Genomic DNA, 22,745 nt, shown 5'->3' with positions numbered 1-22,745 from the left:
ACTTTGAAGCAAAAATTAAAATAATTACTAAACTAAATATAAATATGTCTACTGTTCAGTTTATCTAATAATTGATTAAGACTTTCTATTTCTTTAGGTGTTAAACATTGGCATCTCGCTTCGATTAATTCACATCTTGCTGTATTAATTTGTTGAATAAGTGCGCGAGCCTCATCAGTTAATATTAACTCTTTACAACGTAAGTCTTCATGAGATTGTTGACTTGTAATATAACCTTTAAGTACTAGCTTTTTAATCCATCTTGAAACGATAGATTGCTCTCGGCTGATCTTCATAGTTAAATCATATTGTGATAAGCGATCATAATTATATAAAATACGTAATAATTCTAACTGTTCAGCGGTTATATCTGTACGTTGACCGAAACGTCTGTTTACTAAATTTAAATCATTATTTGTGAGTGTGATAAGTTTTTCAAGTTGTTTATACATGTTGTTCTACTCCACTATTTAAGGTTGTTAATATTATATGCTTTATTTATAAAATATACAATACTATTATACACTTTGCACAAATTCGTTGCATATCTACCTAAAAGTATACTAAATTATAATAAGTCTATTCAGAGAGAAAAAGGAGACGCTTTATGACAGCTATCAAAGATAGGGATTATTTTTTCGATAATGCCCGAGCATTTTTAATATTTCTAGTTGTCTTTGGACATCTTTTACAACCTTATACTTCCGAAGATAAATTTTTATCAGCATTATACCTACTCATTTATAGTTTTCATATGCCTACATTCTTATTTATTTCGGGATATTTTGCGAAAAATCTTGATAAACCACACTACCTAGAGAAGATCGCTAAAAAATTACTAGTACCTTATATCATTTTTTTCGCATTCTTTTCAATATATTATTACTTAACTGGCAAGGAAGACGCTATACAGTTAGATCCATTTAACCCGGTCTTTGCCCTATGGTTCTTACTCACGCTATTCTTCTTCCATGTTGTATTAGTTATCGTGCGTAGATACAATCCATATATTGTTTTATCTGTTGCTATATTAGTTTCTGTGCTTGCAGGATTTTCAGGTAATATAGATAGTTATATGAGTATTTCTAGAACAATCGTCTTCTTTCCTATCTTCTATATAGGACATTTAGTCACTAAAGAACAAACAATCAAATTAAGAAATAAAAAATGGGTACCCTTATCAATCATTATACTTATTGGTTTCTTTATAGGGTATGTTATGCACCCTATTAATGGCGATTGGTTACTTGGCAGTTCGCCTTATATATCACTTGAAAACCATGGTGGTGATATGTATAGTCCATTTAAACGATTAATACACTACAACATTATTCTAATAACTATGAGTGCATTCTTAAATCTGACATCACAGAAGAAGCGTTTCTACACATATATTGGACGTAGAACGATGTTTGTATATTTGTTACATGGCATTGTCATTGGTATATTAAGAGGCTTTGCTATTTATCCATTTAAAGATACAGTTTCGATATTCACATATTTATTCTTAATCGTTACTTCACTGATTATCGTGTTCGTATTATCATCAAGATTTGTGTGTAAATGGACTAATCCAGTCATCAACTTGCGCAAACCAGCGGATTTCAAAGACTAACAATTTCATTATAATTCATAGATGTATTTTTATACCGAAATGTAGTACTTAAAATATGTTATGATAGTAATAATTTGAAAGAATTATGAGACTATTTTAACAATTCAAATACTACATTTTGGTATTTTTTTAGAGGTGTTTTTCGAAAATGAAGTTATCATTAAATACAAATTCAAAATTTTTAAGAGCGCCAAGTATACGTCAATTTTCAAACAGAATGAAACACATTGATGATTGTGTGAACTTAACTATTGGACAACCAGATTTTCCAATGCCTGACGTTGTTAAAGAAGCTTACATCAGTGCAATTAGAGAAGATAAGACAAGTTATTCGCACAATAAAGGCCTCTCTGAAACACGACAAGCAATTAGTAACTATTTCAAGAATAAATATGGGTTCGAATATAGTGAAGAAGAAATTATTATTACTAATGGAGCTAGTGAAGCGCTAGATACATCTTTGAGAAGTATTATTGAACCCGGCGATGAAATTTTAATTCCAGGGCCAGTATACGCAGGATATATACCACTTATCGAAACATTAGGTGGCATTCCTATTTACATGGATACCACACAATTAGAATTTAAAGTGACACCGGAACTCATTAATAAACATATTACAGAGAAAACCAAAGCTATTCTACTTAACTACCCTACTAACCCTACAGGCGTTATACTTGAACGCTCAGAGGTAAAAGCCATAGTAGATACACTTGTAGATAAAAACCTTTTTATTATTAGCGATGAAATCTACGCTGAAAATACATTTAAAGGCGCTCATACATCCTTCGCGGAATTCGAAGAAATTCGAGATCAATTGTTACTCATTGGAGGCTTAAGTAAATCGCATTCAGCTACAGGTATTCGTATAGGTTTCCTCATTGGTCCAGAATACTTAATTGAAAAGTTAACGTTTATGCACGCGTATAATTGTATTTGTGCCAATGTTCCCGCTCAAATTGCTTGTATCGCTGCTTTAAATGAAGGATTAGAGGCACCACAATACATGAATGATGCTTACATTAAACGTCGTGATTATTTAAAAAATAAACTTGAATCACTTGGTTTTGAATTAACAGCTCAACCGGAAGGCGCATTTTATATTTTTCCAAGTATAAAGAAATTCACTGAAAATGATTTCGATTTTTGTGTAGATGTACTTGAACAAGCACATGTCGCAATGGTTCCTGGCTCATCGTTCACAGATATGGGTAAAGGATATATTAGAATTTCATATGCTTATGAGATGGATATGCTCAAAGAAGGCATGCGTCGTCTAGAGAACTATTTAAACCAAAATTATCCTGATAAGATGAAATAAAGACTTGTAGGGTAATCATTTCTCAACTAAATAAGATACCTATGAATATAAAAATCCACTTGATCGATATCAATCAAGTGGATTTATCTATATTCTCACTAAACGCTTATGGGAATTTAGGGAATTGGTCGAAGTCAGGATCACGTTTTTCTTTGAAAGCATCGCGTCCTTCTTTCGCTTCATCAGTTGTGTAGTAAAGTAGTGTTGCGTCTCCAGCCATTTGTTGTAAACCAGCTAAGCCATCTGTATCGGCATTCATTGCTGCTTTTAAGAAACGTAAAGCAGTTGGAGAGTGTTTCATCATGTCTTTACACCATTGAACTGTTTCGTCTTCAACTTTATCTAAAGGTACTACCGTATTAACTAAGCCCATATCTAAAGCTTCTTGAGCATTGTATTGGCGACATAAGTACCAAATTTCTCTCGCTTTTTTATGACCAACGATACGTGCTAAGTAACCAGAACCATAACCAGCATCGAATGAACCTACTTTAGGTCCAGTTTGACCAAAGATTGCATTATCTGCCGCGATTGTTAAATCACAAACTACATTTAATACGTTACCGCCACCAATGGCATAGCCTCTAACCATTGCGATAACAGGTTTTGGAATAACGCGAATTAAACGTTGTAAATCTAGCACATTTAAACGAGGAATCTCATCGTCACCTACGTAACCACCGTGACCACGTTTCTTTTGATCTCCGCCTGAACAGAACGCTTTGTCGCCTTCACCAGTTAAGATAATAACTGAAATATTTTGATCATCACGCGCACGTGAAAATGCATCAATCATTTCAGCTACTGTTTTAGGTGTAAACGCATTACGTACTTCAGGACGATTAATCGTTACCTTAGCAATCCCTTCGAAAAATTCATATTTTATTTCATCATATTCTCTAAGTGTTTCCCACTGTCTAGTCATTTTGCTCCTCCTTTAAAAAACCTAATATTATTGTATCAAATTCCGTACTATCTTCCACATGAATTGTATGCCCAACATCTGAAACTTGTACAGTTCGACTATTAGGTATCTCTTCTTTTAATTTCTGTCCTATTTGAACAAACTTTTCATCTTTTTCACCTGTCAAAATTAACGTACGAACACGAAGCGACGACACTTGTGGCCAAAGATTCGGCATATTGCCCGTACCATAATCCCGAAGCGCTTTAGCCAACCTCACAGGATTCTGACTCATTCGATTCGCCCTAATAGCCTTCCGTACCTCAGCATCCAATTCGTACTGCGACCGGAAAAGCGGCAACTTCTCCCAATCATTCACGAAGATTTCCAATCCAGCAATTTCAAGCACCTTCGCACGAGCCGCATCCACTTGAACACGTTCCACTTTATCCGCTTCCGATTGAATCCCCGCTGAAGTACTTTCTAAGAGCAACCCACGCAGCGCTACACTGCCATTTAAAGCATAGTATAGCGCTACGCGGCCGCCCATAGAATAACCAAGAAGGTACACGTCATACATGTGATATTGACTCAGTACCTCATCAAGCGCATGAGCAATATACGGGAAATCCCAAGTATCACTCATGTCTGAAATATCCTGACCATGTCCGGGTAAATCAATGGTTAATACATTTACATGTTGACGAAGTTGCTCAATATGACTGTCATACGTTGTCGAATCACTAATAAAGCCATGCAACATCACAAGCAATTGTTTGCTATCATTTTGAGATTTAAAAAAATTATAATGTAACATTAACGATATCACTCAACTTCTTATATAAAATTTGATGTTGTTGCAAATTATCCTCTCGACTCGTTAAAACTTCATATATATGAGAACCCATCGCTGATAATTCCATATATTTAAAGTCTGTTAAGTTTTCAAAGCGTTCAAAAGTAAAATCATATAATAATGCAGTGTGCTCGAAATCTAAACCTGTTGGTGTACCGAATAGTCTTTCGAAATATTCACTAGCTGAATCTTTTTGAGGTAAATAAGAAAAGATGCCACCACCATCGTTATTCACAAGCACAATATTAATATGAATATCATTTAACTTCGCCATTAATAAACCATTCATATCATGATAAAAAGATAAATCTCCAATTAAAAGTGTCACATTCTTATGAACCGCCATACCTATCGCAGTTGATACCACTCCATCTATACCGTTTGCACCACGATTAGCATAAACTTCCGCTTCGGTTTCAAACATTAAATTATCAACATCTCGAATAGGCATGCTATTTCCAACGAAAAGCGCATCTTCATTTGATAATTTATGAATAAGTTCGCCCACATAAGCTGCTTCGTCAGATGCATGGTTCAAGTAATCTTTAATTTCAATGCGGGATTGTCTTTCTAATGATTGCCACAATTCTAGCCAATCTTTACGTTGAACATTCTCTTCCTCTATTAAAGATCTAAAGAAATCATTCGCTGAAATTTCATAAGAAATATCCGGTGGTGTTGGAAAGACATCAATTTTGTCGTTATTTTGTACTAATATTTGATAAGCTGATGTGCGTTTAAGCCATTGATTTAACTTTTTAGAAATGACGGGTTTGCCCACTCGAATAACAAAATCTACATCTAAATCTAAACCTGTACGATAAAGTAAATCATACGTGGTAATCACATTAGGATGATTATTTTTACGTAATTGGCTTAGTGGATCAGCCAAAATAGGCAAGTCATAAATTGTAGAATACGTCAGAATTTGATCAACCTCTTGATGTTGCAAGTCACCTACGATAATAAGGCCTTTTTTCTTCTGTAATGTTGCGCTAATATCATGAACAGCAATACTCTTCTGGTAATGCGGTAATGTTTTATTCTCAGATGTGAGTAAATCAACACGATCCATATCAGGTGTCAATGGCTCTCTAAATGGCATGTTGAAATGAATCGGACCACGATGCGGCCCATATAGATATTGGCTCGCAATTTGCATCTGATAATGTATCGTATCTAGCAATTGCTCACTACCATCTGCGATAGGTAAATCAAATTCGAAATTGACATAATTACTAAACATATTCACTTGATTAATCGCTTGAGGTGCGCCTACACTACGTAATTCATGTGGTCTATCGCTCGTCAATACGATTAAAGGCAATCTACTAATTTGGCTTTCAGCGATTGCTGGTGTATAGTTCGCTGCTGCTGTACCTGACGTACACAATATCGCAACTGGTTTTTTACTTCCTTTAATAAGTCCTAATGCGAAGAATGCTGCGCTTCGTTCATCAGGATGTATCCAGGTTTTAATTTTCGGATGTGCCTCTAATGCAAGGGCTAGCGGCGTTGATCGTGATCCTGGACTAATTACCACTTCACGTACGCCATATGCATATAATTCAGATGCGAACGTGAAAACTTGTTGCGTCAATGCGTCGCTATGATTTGTCATAATTATCTACTCCTAATGCATTCATCATTGGTGAAAATTTGACTGCTGTTTCAGCGACTTCGCTATCAGGATCAGAATTCTTAACTATACCGCAACCTGCGAATAATGTAGCTTGGTCTCCTTTGATTAACATCGAACGAATCGCAACAATAAATTCGCAATCATCATAAACGTCAATGAAACCTACTGGAGAACCATAAAGTCCTCGAGTTCCAAATTCTTTATTCTCAATAAATTCTAATGCCTCATCCTTTGGATAACCACCTAGAGCTGGTGTAGGATGTAAGCAATCAATTAAACCAATGTATGATTTTTCGTTTAAATGTCCTTTGATCTCTGTATATAAATGATATAAATGATCGTTTTTTAAAATATTAGGTGTTTCATTGTACTCTACATCTTGTACGAAAGGCTTAATATCATTCAAGATACTTTCCACTACAAATTGATGTTCACCTAAGTTTTTCTTATCTTTTAAGAAAGCTTTAATATTCGCTTCGTCTTCTACTTCGTTATGAGAACGTTTAATTGTTCCCGCGACAGCCTTTGTCGAAAGTACACCATCCTGAACTTTAATGAGTTGTTCAGGCGTTTGTGAAAAGAATATAGATTGATTAGATTCTAATAAGAACATATAGCTATTCTTTTCATTTTTTAAAGCTTGATTTAAAACGTAAGGAATATTAATATCTTTATTAAATTTTATTAAACGTCTACGCGCGAGTACAATTTTTTTAGTCTCATCAATTGTTTCTATCGCTTCTTCAACGAGTTCTCGCCAATCGTCTTTGTAGATGTCTTCCACACGTGTAACATCTCCAAGACTATCTTCTGTTTCATTAACTTCTGTATTCTCAAAATATGAAACTACCTCTTTAAAAGTTTCAATATTAAAATCTTGGCGTTCAGTAGTATAAGTGATGAATGTGCGGTCCCCTTCAATAGATATCAATACTTTAGGTAATACAAAGTGATTTAACCCGTACTCTCGCCACTCATCGTCTGATTTATGACTTGAAAATTGAAATCCACCACATAATCTTAGGTGGTGTTGACTGGTATTAGGATGTATTAATTCGATCTCATTTTTTAAATTTTCCCATTCCTTAAAGATAGACTGCTTATTTTCAAAGTTATTTTTAAACCTTTGAACTGCATGATATCCAAAATATGAAGAATGATTGTCATTTAAGCGCATATAAAAGCGATCGCCAGCATCCTGTTCTGTTAAATAAAATAAAGTACTTGGATCAATTGTTCTATTTAATTCAGTTTCAACAGACACCCAGTCCTTGGTGCTCGCATACAATTTATCGACAATGTCTTCTTCTTTAACATTCACAGTCATTCTTTTCACTTCTTTCTCCTTCGAATTTTACTCATTAGTATATTGTATCATTTTTGAATTCATGTGTTATCATTCTTGCTTAAACTAAACATGCAATTTTTCACGTCAATTGACCTTTAGCTACGATTCCTTTAAAATGTTTATGTTAAAACTATATAAATAAGAGGTTATGCATATTATGGCAGATCAATATCAACAATATTCAACTGTTAAGAAATACTGGCAATTGATGAGACCTCATACTTTAACCGCAGCAGTCATCCCAGTTTTAGTCGGAACAGCTACTGCAAAGCTTTATCTACTAGGTAGTGAAGACCATTTGAAATTCAGTTTATTCCTAGCCATGCTTCTTGCATGTTTATTAATACAAGCTGCAACAAATATGTTTAATGAATATTATGATTTCAAAAAAGGTCTTGATGATCATAACTCTGTAGGTATTGGTGGCGCTATCGTGCGTAATGGTATGAGTCCAAAACTTGTCATGAACATAGCGATTGCATTTTATATTATCGCAGCATTATTAGGTATCTTTTTAGCTATACAAAGTTCATTCTGGATTATTCCAGTCGGCATCGTTTGTATGGCAATTGGTTATCTTTACACTGGTGGACCTATTCCAATCTCATGGACACCATTTGGCGAACTATTTTCCGGCTTATTCATGGGAATGATTATTATAGTGTTATCATTCTTTATTCAAACAGGAAATGTTCAAGGTTATGCTTTCTGGATTAGTATTCCAATCGTTATTACAATTGGACTTATTAATATGGCAAACAATATCCGTGACCGTGTTAAAGATAAAGAAAGTGGCAGAAAAACTTTACCTATTTTATTAGGTAAACGTGCCTCTGTGATTTTCATGGCAGCCATGTATATAGTTGCTTATGTATTCGTTATTTTCACAGCATTGTTCAAAGCACCAGGATCACTATTTTACTTATTAGTGTTATTATCATTCCCTATGCCAATTAAAGCTGTAAGACGTTTTAATAAGAACGATACACCAGCTACTATGATGCCAGCTATGGCAGCTACAGGTAAGACCAACACAATATTTGGTCTTTTATATGCATTAGGAATATATATTAGCGCACTGTTAGGTGGGCTTTAATTTAATACTTTTGAAAATGAACTCGGCAATGAAATTACATTTCAATGTCGAGTTTTTAATTTAATGTCATGTGATGATACTGATGCCCATACAAATCAATATCTCCATTTTGTTTAAATCCTAATTTAGTATAGAGTTTTAAAGCGCCCTCATTCTCATAATCACAATTCAAACTCCATTTCGCATTTTTATCAGTCTCAATTAAATGTTTTAACAATTGCGTAGCGATGCCTTGACCTCTGTATTCAGGAAAAGTAGCCACCGCTTCAATATAGAATTCATCATTGTAAGCTTCTTGTTGAGGTAATGGTGTACCTAGTTCACGAATATCCTCTTCAAGCGGTAAATTCAACCATTGTCTCTCTAAATCTAGCTCCTTTTCACCTGGATAAGCTATAATACAACCAGCCACGACACCTTCTTTTTCATATACCCAAATATGCTCATAATACGTACGATATTTAACATTTACAATGCTTAATTCTATCGCCTCAATCACACGTTTTTTAGTAAACGTTTGAGTCAGTTCTAACTCCATATCTTTCCATATGATATAGCATAATTTAGCAATTTGCCTATTATCACTTGGTCGCGCTCTTCTAATCATCATTTATTCCCCTTTTTAAATAGGTTGCACTGTTATTATATATAATCTCTGTGATTTAATAAAATTATTACTAACTGGGCATCAAGTTGATGAGTAAATTCAATGTTGAATGTTTAAAAATTCTTAAAATTACTTTTAATAAGCTACAATCAAGGGTAAATATGTATAATAAATCAATCATAAAGGGAGAATAATTATGGATATCATTAGAAGAGTTTTTAGAATTTTAATCACAGGCTATATTGTTAAAGCCATTAGAAACCTCATATCTGGTAAATCAGGAAAATCTAACAATGGCAATGACAATGAGAATAAAGAAAAATAAATACTAAGAAGTTTATTAATGGGAACATTACATTTGTTTGAGAAGCACTATATTTTAAATATGTCGAACTAATCACGTACGGTTAGTTCGACTTTTTATTAAATAAAAACTTCTATTAATAATTAAAAGATATTCATTATAGTAATGTAATAAAAATGTCGAAATCTTTATTTAAAATTTTATGGAATATTATAGTGAAAACCCTTACAATATATAATGTGAAATTCAGATAAAAAACTAAGGTAAAATAATCCGTAAAATCAAATTAATAATTCTAAAAAGTAGTCATTATGATTAATAATCAGAATTTTCTAAATATAATGTTTTATCTCCTTTTTATAGCAAGAATGATTAAAATTACTTTAAACGATTGAGGTGAAATATATGCTAAAAGAAAAAGATAGAGAAAGTAAGTTCTATAGAGTCATATTAAATATTTTACAATTTATTAAAGGAGTGAGTAGTTATAAGTGTTTAATATCCAAATTTTACCTTCTATAAATGAAATAGAAAAAGAAAAAATACTCGACATTAATGACTGCATTGTTATTAATTCAAAGAAGTCCAAACCCGATTTGCTTATCATTTGGGAAACTAGTAACGAATATAATCAGATGATAGAAAATAAAGTGAGTTCAATACCTATCATAGTAATAACTAAAAATAATAACAAAGACCGAAAGTATTACTTTTATGAAAAAGGTGTAGCTTTATATGTCATCCTTAATGACGAAGACCATTATTTTATAGAGTGTCTCATTATTAACGAAATAAAGAAGCACTTACACTACCTTCGACCTAAGCTGCTCATCGATTTTGAAAAGCAATTATTTATTTTTAAGGACAAAAAATATGCACTCTCCCACATTGAATTGCAAATTCTAAATTATCTATACCAAAATGTGAACCAATACGTCTCCAGCAAAGATCTAAAAATTCAAGTTTGGGATACCTTAGAATATGTAGATTCTAATACTATAAATGTTTACATTCACAGATTAAGATACCATCTTCAAAATTGCGATAATTTGGAAATTATAAATAAAAGATCTACAGGCTACAAATTAGTTATCAAAGATAGATAATTAAATTCATAATCAGTACAAACACGAAACAATCCTCAAAGTATTATAAATTCTATTACTTTGAGGATTTAATATTATACTACGATTAAAATCTTAAATGTTTACTATTGGTTAACGCTTTAACGAGACGAAATTATTAGCTAATTAAAAACATATTTTTCCAACTTTTTTCTAAATAATTACTATGAGTGGCTTGATAATCTAATAATGATAAAAGAATACCTATCTGTCCTTCTAATAACCCCACCTTATTTTTATAACGTGTTTGATTATTTTCTAATTCGATATCATAAAACATAAACTGATTTTCAGAAGAATAATGTGACAATATCTTTTCCTGGATTAATTCTAGATAACTATTAACTTCTTGTATATTAAAGTATCTATTTACATTATTTAGAATAGTTAAATGAGACGATAGACCATGACAAAACGTTGGACTCAATAAATTATCATTATTCAATCTAATTATTTTAATTATTAAATTTTTAGCTTTCTCAATGAGATTTACATTATTTAAAGCTAAACCTAATAGCCAAATTGTATTCATTATCCCAGTATCCCCGTAACACCAGCCATTTCTGATAGAGTATGAAGGATAATACTTTTCTGCTATATCATAGCGATCAAGCCAACTTTGATTATATTGAAATTCAGTCTTAAATAAATATTCCGTAATATCAGAAAGTAAACTTGAATGATTATCAATTTCCACTCCTTTTATTTTACTAAGCGCCAACAACGAGAATGGACCTAATATGCCATGTGCTAAACCTAAATTTATATTTCCTAAAGAAAACCTTTCTTTATCTATATTTAAAAATTGATTATCCTTGGAAACAATCCAGTGTCTTTTTGAATAATGTATATCTCTAAAGTGATTCATTATTTCTATCAAACTAGAAATAACCTTCGGATTTGCATCTACTCTGTTTAACAAATACCTACCAATACCCGCTAAACCTCTTACCACATCATATTCTCTAGGATTAGCTTCTGTATTTATACACGTCATTTTTCTATTGATAAACTCGATTAAATAATCATCTAGTGTCTGCAAAATATTTCGATAATGTAAATGACCATCAGATACCACATCAATTGAAAATGCTATACCTGATATACCACTAAACAAAGAATAACCTTCTATTCCTCTTTCTAATTCTTTGCCTATCCTCAACACATATTTATGTATTAATTCATCAAAGTTAACGTGGTATAAATTTTGAAATTCATTTAAAAACAATATCACTCCAGGATAACCATGGGACAATGTATAAGAACTCCAACAATCACTCTTATTCTCAATTAGTGCTGTAGCATTTTCATAGTGTGATAAAAATTCAACTTCTTTTTTCATCATTGCTTCGACTTTATTCATTGATAATATCACCACACCAGTATTTCTTTGTCTTCTCTATTTCATTAAAAATAGAAAGTACAAATTTCTCTTTATCTCGATTAACGCCAAATACTCTATTACATCTCATATGAATCAAACTGCCAATAATATGTGCTCTAGGAGTAGATAAACCTCTACTTAAAGCGACTTTTAATTTTTCAATTTCTTTATAATTGTTATATAAAATTTGATGAAGTTTGGGTAGCTTTGCATGTAAATAGCAATAATTATCTCTAGGGTTAGTAAGTTTAACCATCTCATTTTTATATTCTCTTATCTCATTATTACGATATAAATTTTCAACATTGTTATGTCTAATTTCATCAATTTCTTCTTGGTTTATATTTAATTCATTTATTAAAAAAATAATAGTTATTGCTACAATAAATTCCTTAGGATAATTAAATGTTTGATCAATGATATGAATTGCCAACCAACTATCATACATAAAATAATCCTCAATGATCTCAATTGTTTCAATACCACCATATCTGTTGATTTCAGGTTGATATTCTACAATAGCATAAGTAGATAATTCAGATTCTTTAAGCCACTTTTGTTTAAGTTGCATTATCTCATGATATAAATGTATTGAATCATTTGATTTACTTAATAAACGAAGCTTAATGAAATGATCATTTTCTCTATATTTAATGAAAAAGAAACTTTCTAAGTGATTATTATCAAAAAGTTCTCTTAAACACGGTAATATATATTGAATTAAAAATTCATTTTGATAGCTTTCATCAATATACAAATGTATTGAAAGCCATTCCCTTTTAGTTTCCAATCGCTTATATATATTTTTAGGAATCATTAAACTTTTTTCATTAGATTTAGCTTTTCTATATATTGGCGTCACAATTTCTATCACTCTATCATTGTTAGACTTAGATATAAATTCCTCTAAAAGACAAACTCTACCTTGCTTTTCAATTTCTTTTTTTAATATAGATATATGCGCATCATTAGACAAATTAATCGTTAACCTATTATCGCCAAAAGCCATATTGACATCATTAGGGATATTATAAAATTGTTGGATCTTATGAAATTGTTCAATCCAATTTTCTTTTTCACTACTTGAAAACATATCTTTATTTAATTTCCATGTTGCGGGCTTTAAAATTACATTTTTATATCTAATTCTAGGACAATAATTAAATCCCTCAATTCCATCGTCTTTAATAGGTTGGATAAATTTTGTATTACCTAAGGACACCTCTCTGAGAAACCTATATAAATTAGAACATAAAACATAATTCAACATAGAATGAGTAATAAATAAGATTCTTGAATTTAAAGTTTTAGAAAATAAATATAATTTATCAAAAGTACTTCCAACATATAAATCGTCTAATGTAATTGAACTACATGGCATATCTAGGTCAAGTTCTTTAAATTTTGTAGTACCAGTATGATTAATATTTAAATTTCTGGCATATTTAGGAATTTCATTTATATGAATAACTTCAGTGTTATTTTCATTACTATATTCAATATATTGTTCATATATTTCGTTATCTAATTGCTTACGTATGTCCCTATCAATTTCCTGAGAAAAGCGCCCCATCGTCGCACCAGCATTGAAAGAAGATACAATAGGACTAATCACCAAAAATTCATCATATCCTTTTATATTATTACCATAATAAAACTCACTATATATTTCTGAAGATAAAGGCGCTCTCTCGATAGGAATAGTGTTTTTCTTTTCTATGTCTAAGAAATCATTTTCAGTGATTTCTATCTCTTCATTATGAGAAAGTGCGTAATAATATTTTTCTTTCAAAAAAGGACTATTATTTTTTATAGATTTATCTTCTTTAGTGCAATAACCCATACCATTGATATCAGAAAGTAATTCCTTTAAATTTACAATTTGTTCTAAACCATATTTTTCTAAAAAACTATAATGAAAATCATGATTAGTGCTAATACCCAAATCATCTGGAGAAAGTAACCATAGTAGATATGCAGCTTCACTAATATTTCTAGCAATTTTCTTACTTAAATAATTATTTTTAGTTTGAATTTTAGTATCAATTTGAATATACTCTTTAGCTTTAAATAAATGACTCATCAACTCTCGAATTCTTAAAAAGGTTTTCTTACCTTTCCCAATTTCCATAATTTGGTACTTCATCATTTCAAAATGTATAAGTTGAAGTGATCTAATAAAATCATTATCAAAGTCTCTATAAAAGCATAATAAATAATCTAACGGGTTTTCTTTTTTAAAAGCAGTTCTTAAGCTTGTAAATATTATTTCTTTGTCTAATAGATTTTGTATAAAACTTTTTATTTCCTGCTCGTCATTAATTAAAAATTTTTCTGAAATTAATTTTATTAGATCTTTAAATGTTAAATCCTCTTGCAAGCTTTGTTTAATGAATTTAAGCAAATCATTATTTTTGATCGAGACTAGTTCTCTATTATTTTCCTGAATGAGACATGTTTGATTATCCAAATATATACGCTGGTCGGTAATGTAATTTCTTTCATTCCAAATAACGTAACTATCTTGATAATAATCATAATTACTTTCTAAAAAATGAATTAATTTGCTTAACCAAGACCCATCTATTTTTACGCTTTTATAATAGTAATTAACATCTTCTTGTATTTGTATATTTGTTTTTTCAGCAAGTTGTCCCAATGATACGCCACTTAACAATCCATATGGCGTGCCCCTCGTACTCATTCTAATAAGATATTTTAAAAAGCTCTCTTTAGCATTACGCACTTTCTTCGTCTCACTATCAAATGAAATATTAGTTAAGCTTTGATATAAATGATATGTCGTAGTCAAAATGGTTTCTTCAATAATTTTGTTTTGAAAAAAAGAGGAATAATCTATTTCATCATTTTTTAAATAAGTATTATAAATGGAAACAGGAAGTAAAGGAGCTCTAATAATGTAATAGCTAGACGTATTAAAAATACTTTTCATTTATTCACCTCTAAAAATAAAGCAGAGCCCTTTATAAGGAACTCTGCTCAAACATTGCACTTAAATCAACACTTTTTACTAGAGAATTACAAGTTTTTACCGTTTAGCGCATCCATCTGTACACCAAATTAAACTTGTGTTTGGTGGATCTGATTTCGAATTACTGATTTCTCTCGCATTTACTTTAACGTCAAGATCAAAAAGTTCTTTCTTTTCTTTAACACATTTCATTCGAATCACTCCTTAATTTTTTTAAAAGAATATTTAAATTCTTTTCAATTACATATTAATACGAGTTTAAAAATATTTCTATATTTTATCATTATTATTACATATGTGTAATAATATAATAGTTTAAATTAGGACTAACTTTATTAAATAATGAGAATACAGTGTTATCACATATACTTACACTCTAAAGTAAAATTTACATATTAAAAAGCCATGACTGTATAGTCATAGCTCCACTTAAATCTAAGTTATTCAATTATGCTTCCTAGTCTTATAGTAAACGAATACTATAATTTTTATAAAAAATACACACTTTTTTAGGAAATACCATATTCTTTAACCTCATAGTAGTCACTAATAAAACAGTGACATTTAACAAAATCAAATATAATTAATAAATAATGATGACTTCTTAATAAGAATAAATTTATTATACAAATTAGCTTTATCTTCTTTATATACAAAAATAAAAACATTTTTATGCCTTGTAAACAATCCAGCTAACAGATTGAATTAATTAGCAAGCTTAACTAGTTTGAATTGTTTACTATTATATATTCTTAATTACTATTAGCAACTCTACCCCTCTATACTAAAACTCAAAACCAAAACTTGTTTAAATCTACTTTATTTTAAGTATTATTCGTACACTTTGAATTATATTTCAATTCACTATTAAACAAATTTTACGCAATACTTTAATTCAATATTTTAGAATTTTATTATCGAAATTTTTTTTAATATTATATATAATATGCTTATAGGCTTTAAGTAGGTTTTAAAATAAGAATTAACATTAGTGATCAACTTAAAATGCTACTCATGAATTTATTGCTACATATATAATTGACTATATGATGTTTTTAAAGCGATAAAATTTCATAGATTAAAAAGCAAATGAAATAGCGATAAATAAAGAGAACGCTAACTTACTAATAAATTAACCATTAGTATAAGTGCGTTCTCTTTTTTATATAAAAATTATGCATAATTTAAACTTTTAATAGGAGTTGATGTTTAAAAACAAATAACAGATATACAATTTCTAAAACTAGATAAGGAGTGAGAATTATGCATCAATATAAGGAGCTGATTGATGATATTAATGTTAAATATATAGAGATGCCTAATAAATTAGAATGTTTAATCTCGGGTAATGATTTATACATTAATGAACGCTTATCATCATCTGCTAACATTAGAGAAACATCTGATTCTTATTATTTAAAAAGCAATGAATTAACTTCATTAATCCCTTTAAATCAAATAGAACATGCAGTTACTACACACAACTGCACTACCCTTCTTAAACTTAGTAAGTTTTTTAAACTTCCTACCACTTTTATTTTTCTAAACCTTTATTTCTACTCTATTAAATATTCTAATTTACCTTTTCTCAATATATTACAAATCAAAATTTTACTACTCATCAAATAGATACATAGGAGGATATTTTTATGCAACAAGAATCAACATCATGGTATAAACAAGAATGGTTTATTGTTTTAACTTTAATATTTATTTTCCCACTTGGTTTATTTGTAATGTGGCGATATAGTAAATGGCCTTCTATTACAAAATCAATCATAACAGTGGCAATAGTAGTTATAGCGTTATCTAGTATAACTTATGTTGGTAACCTCAAAACAAATAATTATGAAACACAACCTACCGTAAAGACAGATAATGAAACAGCAGATACAGCCAATAATACAGAAAACATAAATTATGATGATAGTAGTACAGATAAAGAAATAAACGATAAGTATCAAAAAGATGACAATACAACAAATAAAGAAAACGAGGCCACATCTGTTGAAGGTACACGTTTAGAAAAAGCTGCACTAGAAAAAGCAAAAACATATTCTAAAGATTTGCATATGTCAAAACAAGGAATATATGATCAATTAACATCAGAATATGGAGAAAAGTTTAATAAAGAAGATGCACAATTTGCTATAGATCATCTTGATGCCAATTATGAAAAAAACGCACTAGAAAAAGCAAAATCTTATGCTAAAGATATGCACATGTCTGATGATGCAATTTACGATATATTAGTATCTGAATATGGTGAGAAGTTTACCGACTCTGAAGCAAAATATGCTGTAGACCATTTAGATAATTAAGTCTTGAGAAAGAGTAACTTTTTCTCATATTTCCTTTGAGAATATATGTAAAAACGACCAAATTTATAGTCCGCTGTTTTAGTAAGACAACATAATATATCAAATGTTATATAAAAAAATTAAAAGAAGCGAAAAACTAAAAATGTGTTTTTTATTTTTCATAACTAATCAGGATAATTTAGTTGAGAATAACCATTTTTCATTGGAAACTATATTTCAAAAAACATTAACTTATCTCTTGAATTTTTGGTATAATAATTCTATATTTATTTTTTATAAAATTTTACACCGCATTTATAAGATGTATAAATTAAAGCGACCAACACTCTTAGTTTAGTTATTAATAGAGAAGTCACAATTAAATTTTATAAAGAAGAAAATATTTTGAATGTGATGATGTTGCAATTTAAAAGAGCAATTAAATATTTGTCTTAATATGGCTACATCTTACATACAAGCGAATACGTATCAATAATGATAACGTCATCTGGTTATATGTAATATACAACCTAGATTTTAATCTCGAGGTTTAACATAAAGCTGATGTAATATGTGTTATTGATTTATTAGTATGCGACTTTAAAATTATTAAAAGGGAGTAAAAAGATGGAAAAAAATTACAACAAGTATCAACAAGAAAGACAAAAAGAACAATTTCAAGAATATCAGAAAATGAACGAACAAAAAAAGAAATCCAAGAAAGGTTGGCTGTGGGGATGCGGCGGATGTTTAGTCTTAATTATTATAATCATTATAGGCATTTCTGCTTGTACTGCTAGCATCACTAACACTAGTAACTCAAATAATAGTTCAAATGATACTAACGCTACTACTCAAGAAAAAGCAGCTTTAAACAAAGCAAAAATTTATTCTGATACTATGCATATGTCTAAACAAGCAATATACGATCAGTTAACATCTGATGCAGGTGAAAAATTTAAAGAAAAAGACGCTGATTATGCAATAAAACATTTAAAAGCTAACTATAAAGAGAACGCTAAGAAGAAAGCTAAGGATTACGTTGAACAACAAAATATGTCAAAAGATGCGGTGTATAATCAGCTTACTTCATCTTATGGCGAGAAATTTACTAAAGAAGAAGCGCAATATGCTGTAGATCATCTAGAAAATTAATTTAATTTTAGGGTAGCACGTCTACCCTTATTTTTTTTACCATATTTTAAGAGAGGAACATAAAAGGTAGCAAAAATAACTTAAAGTAAAATGAATTATGTTTAAAAGTTGAAACGTTTACTTTAACTTCTAACCCAGATGATTTATTTAGTCTATAGCTATCTGTAACTATTTAATTATGTTAGTTTCTAAAATTATATCATTCAGCACAGAAGTTAAAAATTAGGTGATTCAAAAATATCAATTACATAATGTGTTTATAATCACCTATTAGAAGAATTAAAAGATAAAGTAGATGAAAGTTTAGACGCTAAACTAACTTCGTTCTAAGTATTGCAGGAATAAACCGACTACTAAATCGACAACTTTTAAGGAAAATTTCAAATATTGTCGGTCTCGTTGACATTTTAATTTGAAACAGACTTTTACAGTTTTCTATTAAAAATAAAAAAGAACGTTGATTTAACAACGTTTTATTGTAATCTAGTAAAACAAAAGTTTACTAATATTTACTATTTTACGGAATAAGAAGATAAAAAATAACGCTTATAATGGATTTAAACCATTATAAGCGTCTGTACGGAAACGGAGGGATTCGAACCCTCGCGCCGCTCTCGCGACCTACACCCTTAGCAGGGGCGCCTCTTCAGCCAACTTGAGTACGTTTCCATATGGCTCCGCAGGTAGGATTCGAACCTACGACCGATCGGTTAACAGCCGATAGCTCTACCACTGAGCTACTGCGGATTAATTTAATTTTATCTCTATCAAGCACAAATATTATTATATCAATCCTGTTCAGTTTTTCAAGAGAAATCTTAAAAAAATATACGGAACATTTACACTAATTTAATATTAACGCCCCGCATATTTTAAAATTAAACAAACAATTTTAATCTTAATTTGTGTAGTTAAAAATATTAAAATGGTGTCTACTTATCATCTAAAAGAGAATACCTTGAGAGAGCTTCAAATATATTTAACGATGATTGATTATAATCAATGGGTTGTTCTGGATTATTTGATTTCATACGTGCATGTTTATCTACCATATAATAATAAATAATCGCATTTGTATATTGATGCCATAAGCTATGATATGAAACGTTTAATATAAAGGATTCACCATTAGCAAATATCACTTTACTTTTACGATTTTTAAGTTCTTTGATGCTGTCGATATAATGCATGTTTATCCAGATGTTTTCGTCTTGTCGATCAGAATGTGTTGGGAAAAAATAAGTTGGAAATAAAGGGGTAAGTAAAATAGGTGGTTTACTAGAGATACCTGTAATTCTATTAGTTTCAGATTTTTTACTTAGGTAGCTATTACCATAGAATTTGCAGGACCTCTCGATAATTCTTTGAACTTTAAATGGACTCTCCTTTCGTGATTTATCAAATCTTATAATTTCTGCACCTGAAGTTTGCTGATATTCATCATACCTTGGTCGAATTAACATGTCACCTTTTCTAATAACATAGATTGATTCACTAAAAATAGTCATTCGATTACCTCACTTCACAAAAAAATAAATTATTGTTACTATTTTCTTTTAATAATAATAACTTAATTTTATTTTATACGAGCCTTAAATTAAGTCAAGTTCTACTTTTATTTTCTTTTTACACATATTTCTTTTAAAATGTCAGAATATTCATTGATTTCAAAAATTAAAAACTGTATAATACTCATATATCAATAAATAGGAAAGGTAGTGATTTTCATGAATCATAATACAAATGTAAAATACACTACACTTGAAGACTTTGTAACAACAGTTAATGATTTAGGTGTAGAACTTGTAATTGATGAAGCATTAAGAGAAGCTAGGAAGAAAAAACTTGAGACTCTTATCGACGAAGCACTTGTTAATAAGAATGAGAAAGATTTCAAACAGTACACAGATGAATATAAAAAATTGGAGGCTTTTCTCAGTGAATAAATTAGATTCGAGTCACTCATTATAAAAGGTCTATTCCCTACTTTAATTTAAGTTTAGAGAATAGACCTTTTTTATTTTATTTAAGACATTAATCTTATAATTTCATATTTATCAATATCACCAAAATAATGGTATAGATCATAATTGGATAATGCTTCCTCAATATGCTCGAAGTCATTTAAACAACCTTCAAGTGCATATTCAAGTTCGGTTACATCGCCTTCTCCAAAGAAGTCTCCAAATATTTTCGCATGTTCAATACGTCCTTTTTTAACATCAAATTTAATTTGTATAAAACCCTTTTCAAATTTTTCTTCACGCTCAAAATTATATTTAGGATTTTTACCATAATTCCATTCCCAAGTACGGTATTTTTCGTTACTTAACTGTTTAATTTTAGTCCAATCGTCATCAGTTAATACATATTCTTCTACTTCATTTTCCCCAAAAATAGTCTTTAGAATAATTTGCTTAAATTCATTAATATTTAGTGGTTCTTCTAAAAATTCATCAATGTTAGCCACACGTTTTCTTACAGATTTAACGCCTTTAGATTTAATTTTAGCAGGATTAACTTTTAACGCATTTTGAACTTCATCAAGTTCACAATTTAACATCAGAGTGCCGTGACTAAACATTCTATTTTTAACCTTTACCATTGCATTCCCTGAAATTTTAGCTTCACCAACTTGGATATCATTACGGCCCGTCATTTCAGCATTAACTCCTAAAGATTGTAAAGCTTGCACAATCGGCAATGTAAACTTTTTAAAGTTGTGAAAACTATTGCCATCATCATCAGTAATAAAGCTAAAGTTTAAATTACCTGTATCGTGATATACCGCACCACCTCCAGATATACGACGCACAACATCAATGCTGTTCTTATCAATATATTCTTTATTAACTTCCTCAATTGTATTTTGATTCTTGCCTACAATGATTGAAGGTCTGTTAATATAAAATAAAAAGTAACTTTCTTCAGCTGGAAGATTTTTAAGAACGTACTCCTCCATTGCTAGATTGAGCGTGGGATCAGTAATATTATTATTACTAATAAACTTCATAACATTCCTCTCCTTAAAGTATCTTTCTATATGCCCTTACCCTAGTTATGAATGATTTATATTAAAAATTCCAATTATTTACTCATTTATGTCTTACTTTTCATATTTATATATAACAATCTTAGTTTTTTAAGGATATTAGTTTATTTGTTATGTAAATTTTAGTACAATATTATCTAGCTATGATTTAAGGGAGGAGTCATTATGACTGTTGCAGAAGTAGGTAATATTGTAGAATTTTATGACGGTTTAAGAGGCCGTGTAGAGAAAATTAATGACAATTCTGTTATTGTAGACTTAACAATTATGGAAAACTTTAATGAATTAGATTTACCTGAGAAAACTGTCATTAATCATAAGCGATATAAAATCGTTGAACAAGAAGGTTAATTATAATGAAAAATGTTTCTAAAGCTTTAATTTGGTTTATTATAAGCTTCATCGTCTTTCACGCAATTTTATTTGTGATGTGGGGTGAACACCAAGAGTACTGGTACTTATACACTGGCATTATGCTAATAGCAGGAATAAGTTATGTTTTTTATCAAAGAGACATTGCATCTAAACGATTATTAACTTCAATTGGAATTGGTATAATCACAAGTATTGTACTTATAATCGTACAACTCATTTTTTCACTTATTTCATCAGAATTATCGTACGCATCATTAATCAAAGAATTATCAAGAACAGGCGTTTATTTCAAATGGCAAATGCTAATTACATTAATATTTGTAATTCCGTGTCATGAGTTATATATGAGAACTGTTTTACAAAAAGAATTAATTCGTTTCAACTTACCTAAATGGGTAAGCATATTAATAGTTGCAATCTGTTCAAGTTCATTATTTATCTACCTTGATAATTGGTGGATTGTATTCTTTATCTTTGTAACTCAAATCATTTTATCATTAAGTTATGAATATACTAGACGAATAGCAACTACTTCAATAGCACAAATAGTTGCTATAATATTGTTATTAATATTTCATGGATAAAAAGCATTTCTTAACCCTTCTCTTGCGGGTTAAGAAATGCTTTTTTTGTTGAAGTAATTTTATTAATCATAACGTTGTTATATATT

22 protein-coding genes and 2 tRNA genes are annotated in these 22,745 nt (G+C 30.1%); 11 read left to right on the top strand and 13 right to left on the bottom strand.

The window, feature by feature from the left end:
• Positions 1–32: 32 nt before the first annotated feature.
• Entirely contained in the window at positions 33–452 is a 420-nt protein-coding gene (locus HMPREF2642_RS07645) for a MarR family transcriptional regulator (RefSeq protein ID WP_002435477.1), read from the bottom strand.
• Positions 453–607: 155 nt separating this feature from the next.
• On the opposite strand from HMPREF2642_RS07645, the gene HMPREF2642_RS07640 reads away from it, so the two are divergent.
• Both HMPREF2642_RS07640 and HMPREF2642_RS07635 read left to right on the top strand, forming a co-directional pair.
• A complete protein-coding gene (locus HMPREF2642_RS07640; RefSeq protein ID WP_030065159.1) occupies positions 608–1,615 on the top strand; it encodes an acyltransferase family protein in 1,008 nt (335 codons plus the stop codon).
• 148 nt (positions 1,616–1,763) lie between these two features.
• Positions 1,764–2,936, top strand: coding sequence for an aminotransferase class I/II-fold pyridoxal phosphate-dependent enzyme (locus HMPREF2642_RS07635; protein WP_049427968.1), 1,173 nt, complete (start codon positions 1,764–1,766; stop codon positions 2,934–2,936).
• Between the two features lie 106 nt (positions 2,937–3,042).
• Here HMPREF2642_RS07635 and menB read toward each other — a convergent pair whose 3' ends face one another.
• From menB to HMPREF2642_RS07615, 4 genes are read right to left on the bottom strand one after another with little or no spacing between them, the layout of a single operon-like run.
• Positions 3,043–3,861, bottom strand: a complete 819-nt coding sequence (menB, locus tag HMPREF2642_RS07630) for a 1,4-dihydroxy-2-naphthoyl-CoA synthase (protein ID WP_002435362.1) — start codon at positions 3,859–3,861, stop codon at positions 3,043–3,045.
• On the bottom strand, positions 3,854–4,657 hold the full coding sequence (menH, locus tag HMPREF2642_RS07625; RefSeq protein WP_070597763.1) for a 2-succinyl-6-hydroxy-2,4-cyclohexadiene-1-carboxylate synthase: 804 nt from the start codon (positions 4,655–4,657) through the stop codon (positions 3,854–3,856). Before menH ends, menB begins: the two co-directional genes overlap by 8 nt.
• Entirely contained in the window at positions 4,644–6,317 is a 1,674-nt protein-coding gene (gene menD, locus HMPREF2642_RS07620; RefSeq protein WP_070597762.1) for a 2-succinyl-5-enolpyruvyl-6-hydroxy-3-cyclohexene-1-carboxylic-acid synthase, read from the bottom strand. Before menD ends, menH begins: the two co-directional genes overlap by 14 nt.
• Complete coding sequence (locus HMPREF2642_RS07615; RefSeq protein WP_070597875.1) at positions 6,304–7,665, bottom strand: isochorismate synthase; 1,362 nt, start codon at positions 7,663–7,665, stop codon at positions 6,304–6,306. The genes menD and HMPREF2642_RS07615 overlap by 14 nt, the downstream gene beginning before the upstream one ends.
• A gap of 178 nt (positions 7,666–7,843) precedes the next feature.
• On the opposite strand from HMPREF2642_RS07615, the gene HMPREF2642_RS07610 reads away from it, so the two are divergent.
• Complete coding sequence (locus tag HMPREF2642_RS07610; protein WP_023350491.1) at positions 7,844–8,782, top strand: 1,4-dihydroxy-2-naphthoate polyprenyltransferase; 939 nt, start codon at positions 7,844–7,846, stop codon at positions 8,780–8,782.
• Positions 8,783–8,837: 55 nt separating this feature from the next.
• Here HMPREF2642_RS07610 and HMPREF2642_RS07605 read toward each other — a convergent pair whose 3' ends face one another.
• Positions 8,838–9,389 (bottom strand): GNAT family N-acetyltransferase, encoded by a 552-nt coding sequence (locus HMPREF2642_RS07605; RefSeq protein WP_023350492.1) that lies wholly within the window; start codon positions 9,387–9,389, stop codon positions 8,838–8,840.
• 196 nt (positions 9,390–9,585) lie between these two features.
• Here HMPREF2642_RS07605 and HMPREF2642_RS11850 point away from each other — a divergent pair, with 196 nt between their 5' ends.
• Together HMPREF2642_RS11850 and HMPREF2642_RS07600 are read left to right on the top strand one after the other, a co-directional pair.
• Positions 9,586–9,714 (top strand): SAR1012 family small protein, encoded by a 129-nt coding sequence (locus tag HMPREF2642_RS11850; RefSeq protein ID WP_002435341.1) that lies wholly within the window; start codon positions 9,586–9,588, stop codon positions 9,712–9,714.
• Between the two features lie 470 nt (positions 9,715–10,184).
• A complete protein-coding gene (locus HMPREF2642_RS07600; protein ID WP_002435460.1) occupies positions 10,185–10,799 on the top strand; it encodes a winged helix-turn-helix domain-containing protein in 615 nt (204 codons plus the stop codon).
• Positions 10,800–10,935: 136 nt separating this feature from the next.
• On the opposite strand, the gene HMPREF2642_RS07595 is transcribed toward HMPREF2642_RS07600, so the two are convergent.
• The 3 genes from HMPREF2642_RS07595 to HMPREF2642_RS07585 form a co-directional block, all read right to left on the bottom strand.
• On the bottom strand, positions 10,936–12,180 hold the full coding sequence (locus HMPREF2642_RS07595; protein ID WP_030065145.1) for a lanthionine synthetase C family protein: 1,245 nt from the start codon (positions 12,178–12,180) through the stop codon (positions 10,936–10,938).
• Positions 12,173–15,154, bottom strand: coding sequence for a lantibiotic dehydratase (locus HMPREF2642_RS07590; RefSeq protein WP_030065144.1), 2,982 nt, complete (start codon positions 15,152–15,154; stop codon positions 12,173–12,175). Before HMPREF2642_RS07590 ends, HMPREF2642_RS07595 begins: the two co-directional genes overlap by 8 nt.
• A 96-nt stretch (positions 15,155–15,250) precedes the next feature.
• A complete protein-coding gene (locus HMPREF2642_RS07585) occupies positions 15,251–15,385 on the bottom strand; it encodes a gallidermin family lantibiotic (protein WP_030065142.1) in 135 nt (44 codons plus the stop codon).
• Positions 15,386–16,456: 1,071 nt separating this feature from the next.
• Between HMPREF2642_RS07585 and HMPREF2642_RS07580 the strand changes: the two genes are divergently transcribed.
• From HMPREF2642_RS07580 to HMPREF2642_RS07570, 3 genes are all read left to right on the top strand, one after another.
• Complete coding sequence (locus HMPREF2642_RS07580) at positions 16,457–16,822, top strand: hypothetical protein (RefSeq protein WP_030065139.1); 366 nt, start codon at positions 16,457–16,459, stop codon at positions 16,820–16,822.
• Between the two features lie 20 nt (positions 16,823–16,842).
• A complete protein-coding gene (locus tag HMPREF2642_RS07575; protein WP_047796099.1) occupies positions 16,843–17,514 on the top strand; it encodes an Ltp family lipoprotein in 672 nt (223 codons plus the stop codon).
• A gap of 606 nt (positions 17,515–18,120) precedes the next feature.
• On the top strand, positions 18,121–18,648 hold the full coding sequence (locus HMPREF2642_RS07570) for an Ltp family lipoprotein (RefSeq protein WP_030065136.1): 528 nt from the start codon (positions 18,121–18,123) through the stop codon (positions 18,646–18,648).
• Between the two features lie 580 nt (positions 18,649–19,228).
• Here HMPREF2642_RS07570 and HMPREF2642_RS07565 read toward each other — a convergent pair.
• The 3 genes from HMPREF2642_RS07565 to HMPREF2642_RS07555 all read right to left on the bottom strand — a co-directional run bounded on the left by HMPREF2642_RS07565 (position 19,229) and on the right by HMPREF2642_RS07555 (position 20,156).
• Positions 19,229–19,317 (bottom strand) — tRNA-Ser (locus HMPREF2642_RS07565).
• 3 nt (positions 19,318–19,320) lie between these two features.
• Positions 19,321–19,395, bottom strand: a tRNA-Asn gene (locus HMPREF2642_RS07560).
• Positions 19,396–19,580: 185 nt separating this feature from the next.
• Complete coding sequence (locus HMPREF2642_RS07555) at positions 19,581–20,156, bottom strand: competence protein ComK (protein WP_037582576.1); 576 nt, start codon at positions 20,154–20,156, stop codon at positions 19,581–19,583.
• A gap of 219 nt (positions 20,157–20,375) precedes the next feature.
• Between HMPREF2642_RS07555 and HMPREF2642_RS07550 the strand changes: the two genes are divergently transcribed.
• The gene (locus HMPREF2642_RS07550) at positions 20,376–20,594 is read left to right on the top strand and encodes an IDEAL domain-containing protein (RefSeq protein ID WP_030065132.1); all 219 of its coding nucleotides are present in this window, start codon (positions 20,376–20,378) and stop codon (positions 20,592–20,594) included.
• An 80-nt stretch (positions 20,595–20,674) separates the two neighbouring features.
• On the opposite strand, the gene HMPREF2642_RS07545 is transcribed toward HMPREF2642_RS07550, so the two are convergent.
• Positions 20,675–21,661 (bottom strand): lipoate--protein ligase, encoded by a 987-nt coding sequence (locus HMPREF2642_RS07545; protein ID WP_070597761.1) that lies wholly within the window; start codon positions 21,659–21,661, stop codon positions 20,675–20,677.
• Between the two features lie 204 nt (positions 21,662–21,865).
• Here HMPREF2642_RS07545 and HMPREF2642_RS07540 point away from each other — a divergent pair, with 204 nt between their 5' ends.
• Together HMPREF2642_RS07540 and HMPREF2642_RS07535 are read left to right on the top strand one after the other, a co-directional pair.
• On the top strand, positions 21,866–22,051 hold the full coding sequence (locus HMPREF2642_RS07540; protein ID WP_002433441.1) for a YkvS family protein: 186 nt from the start codon (positions 21,866–21,868) through the stop codon (positions 22,049–22,051).
• Between the two features lie 5 nt (positions 22,052–22,056).
• A complete protein-coding gene (locus HMPREF2642_RS07535) occupies positions 22,057–22,659 on the top strand; it encodes a CPBP family glutamic-type intramembrane protease (protein WP_002433304.1) in 603 nt (200 codons plus the stop codon).
• Positions 22,660–22,745: the final 86 nt, after the last annotated feature.

The sequence above is a fragment of the Staphylococcus sp. HMSC055A09 genome (assembly GCF_001809655.1).
Classification (GTDB): Bacteria; Bacillota; Bacilli; order Staphylococcales; family Staphylococcaceae; genus Staphylococcus; species Staphylococcus capitis.
Note: the sequence above shows the minus strand (reverse complement) of the source record. Positions and strands in the feature narration are given on the sequence as shown.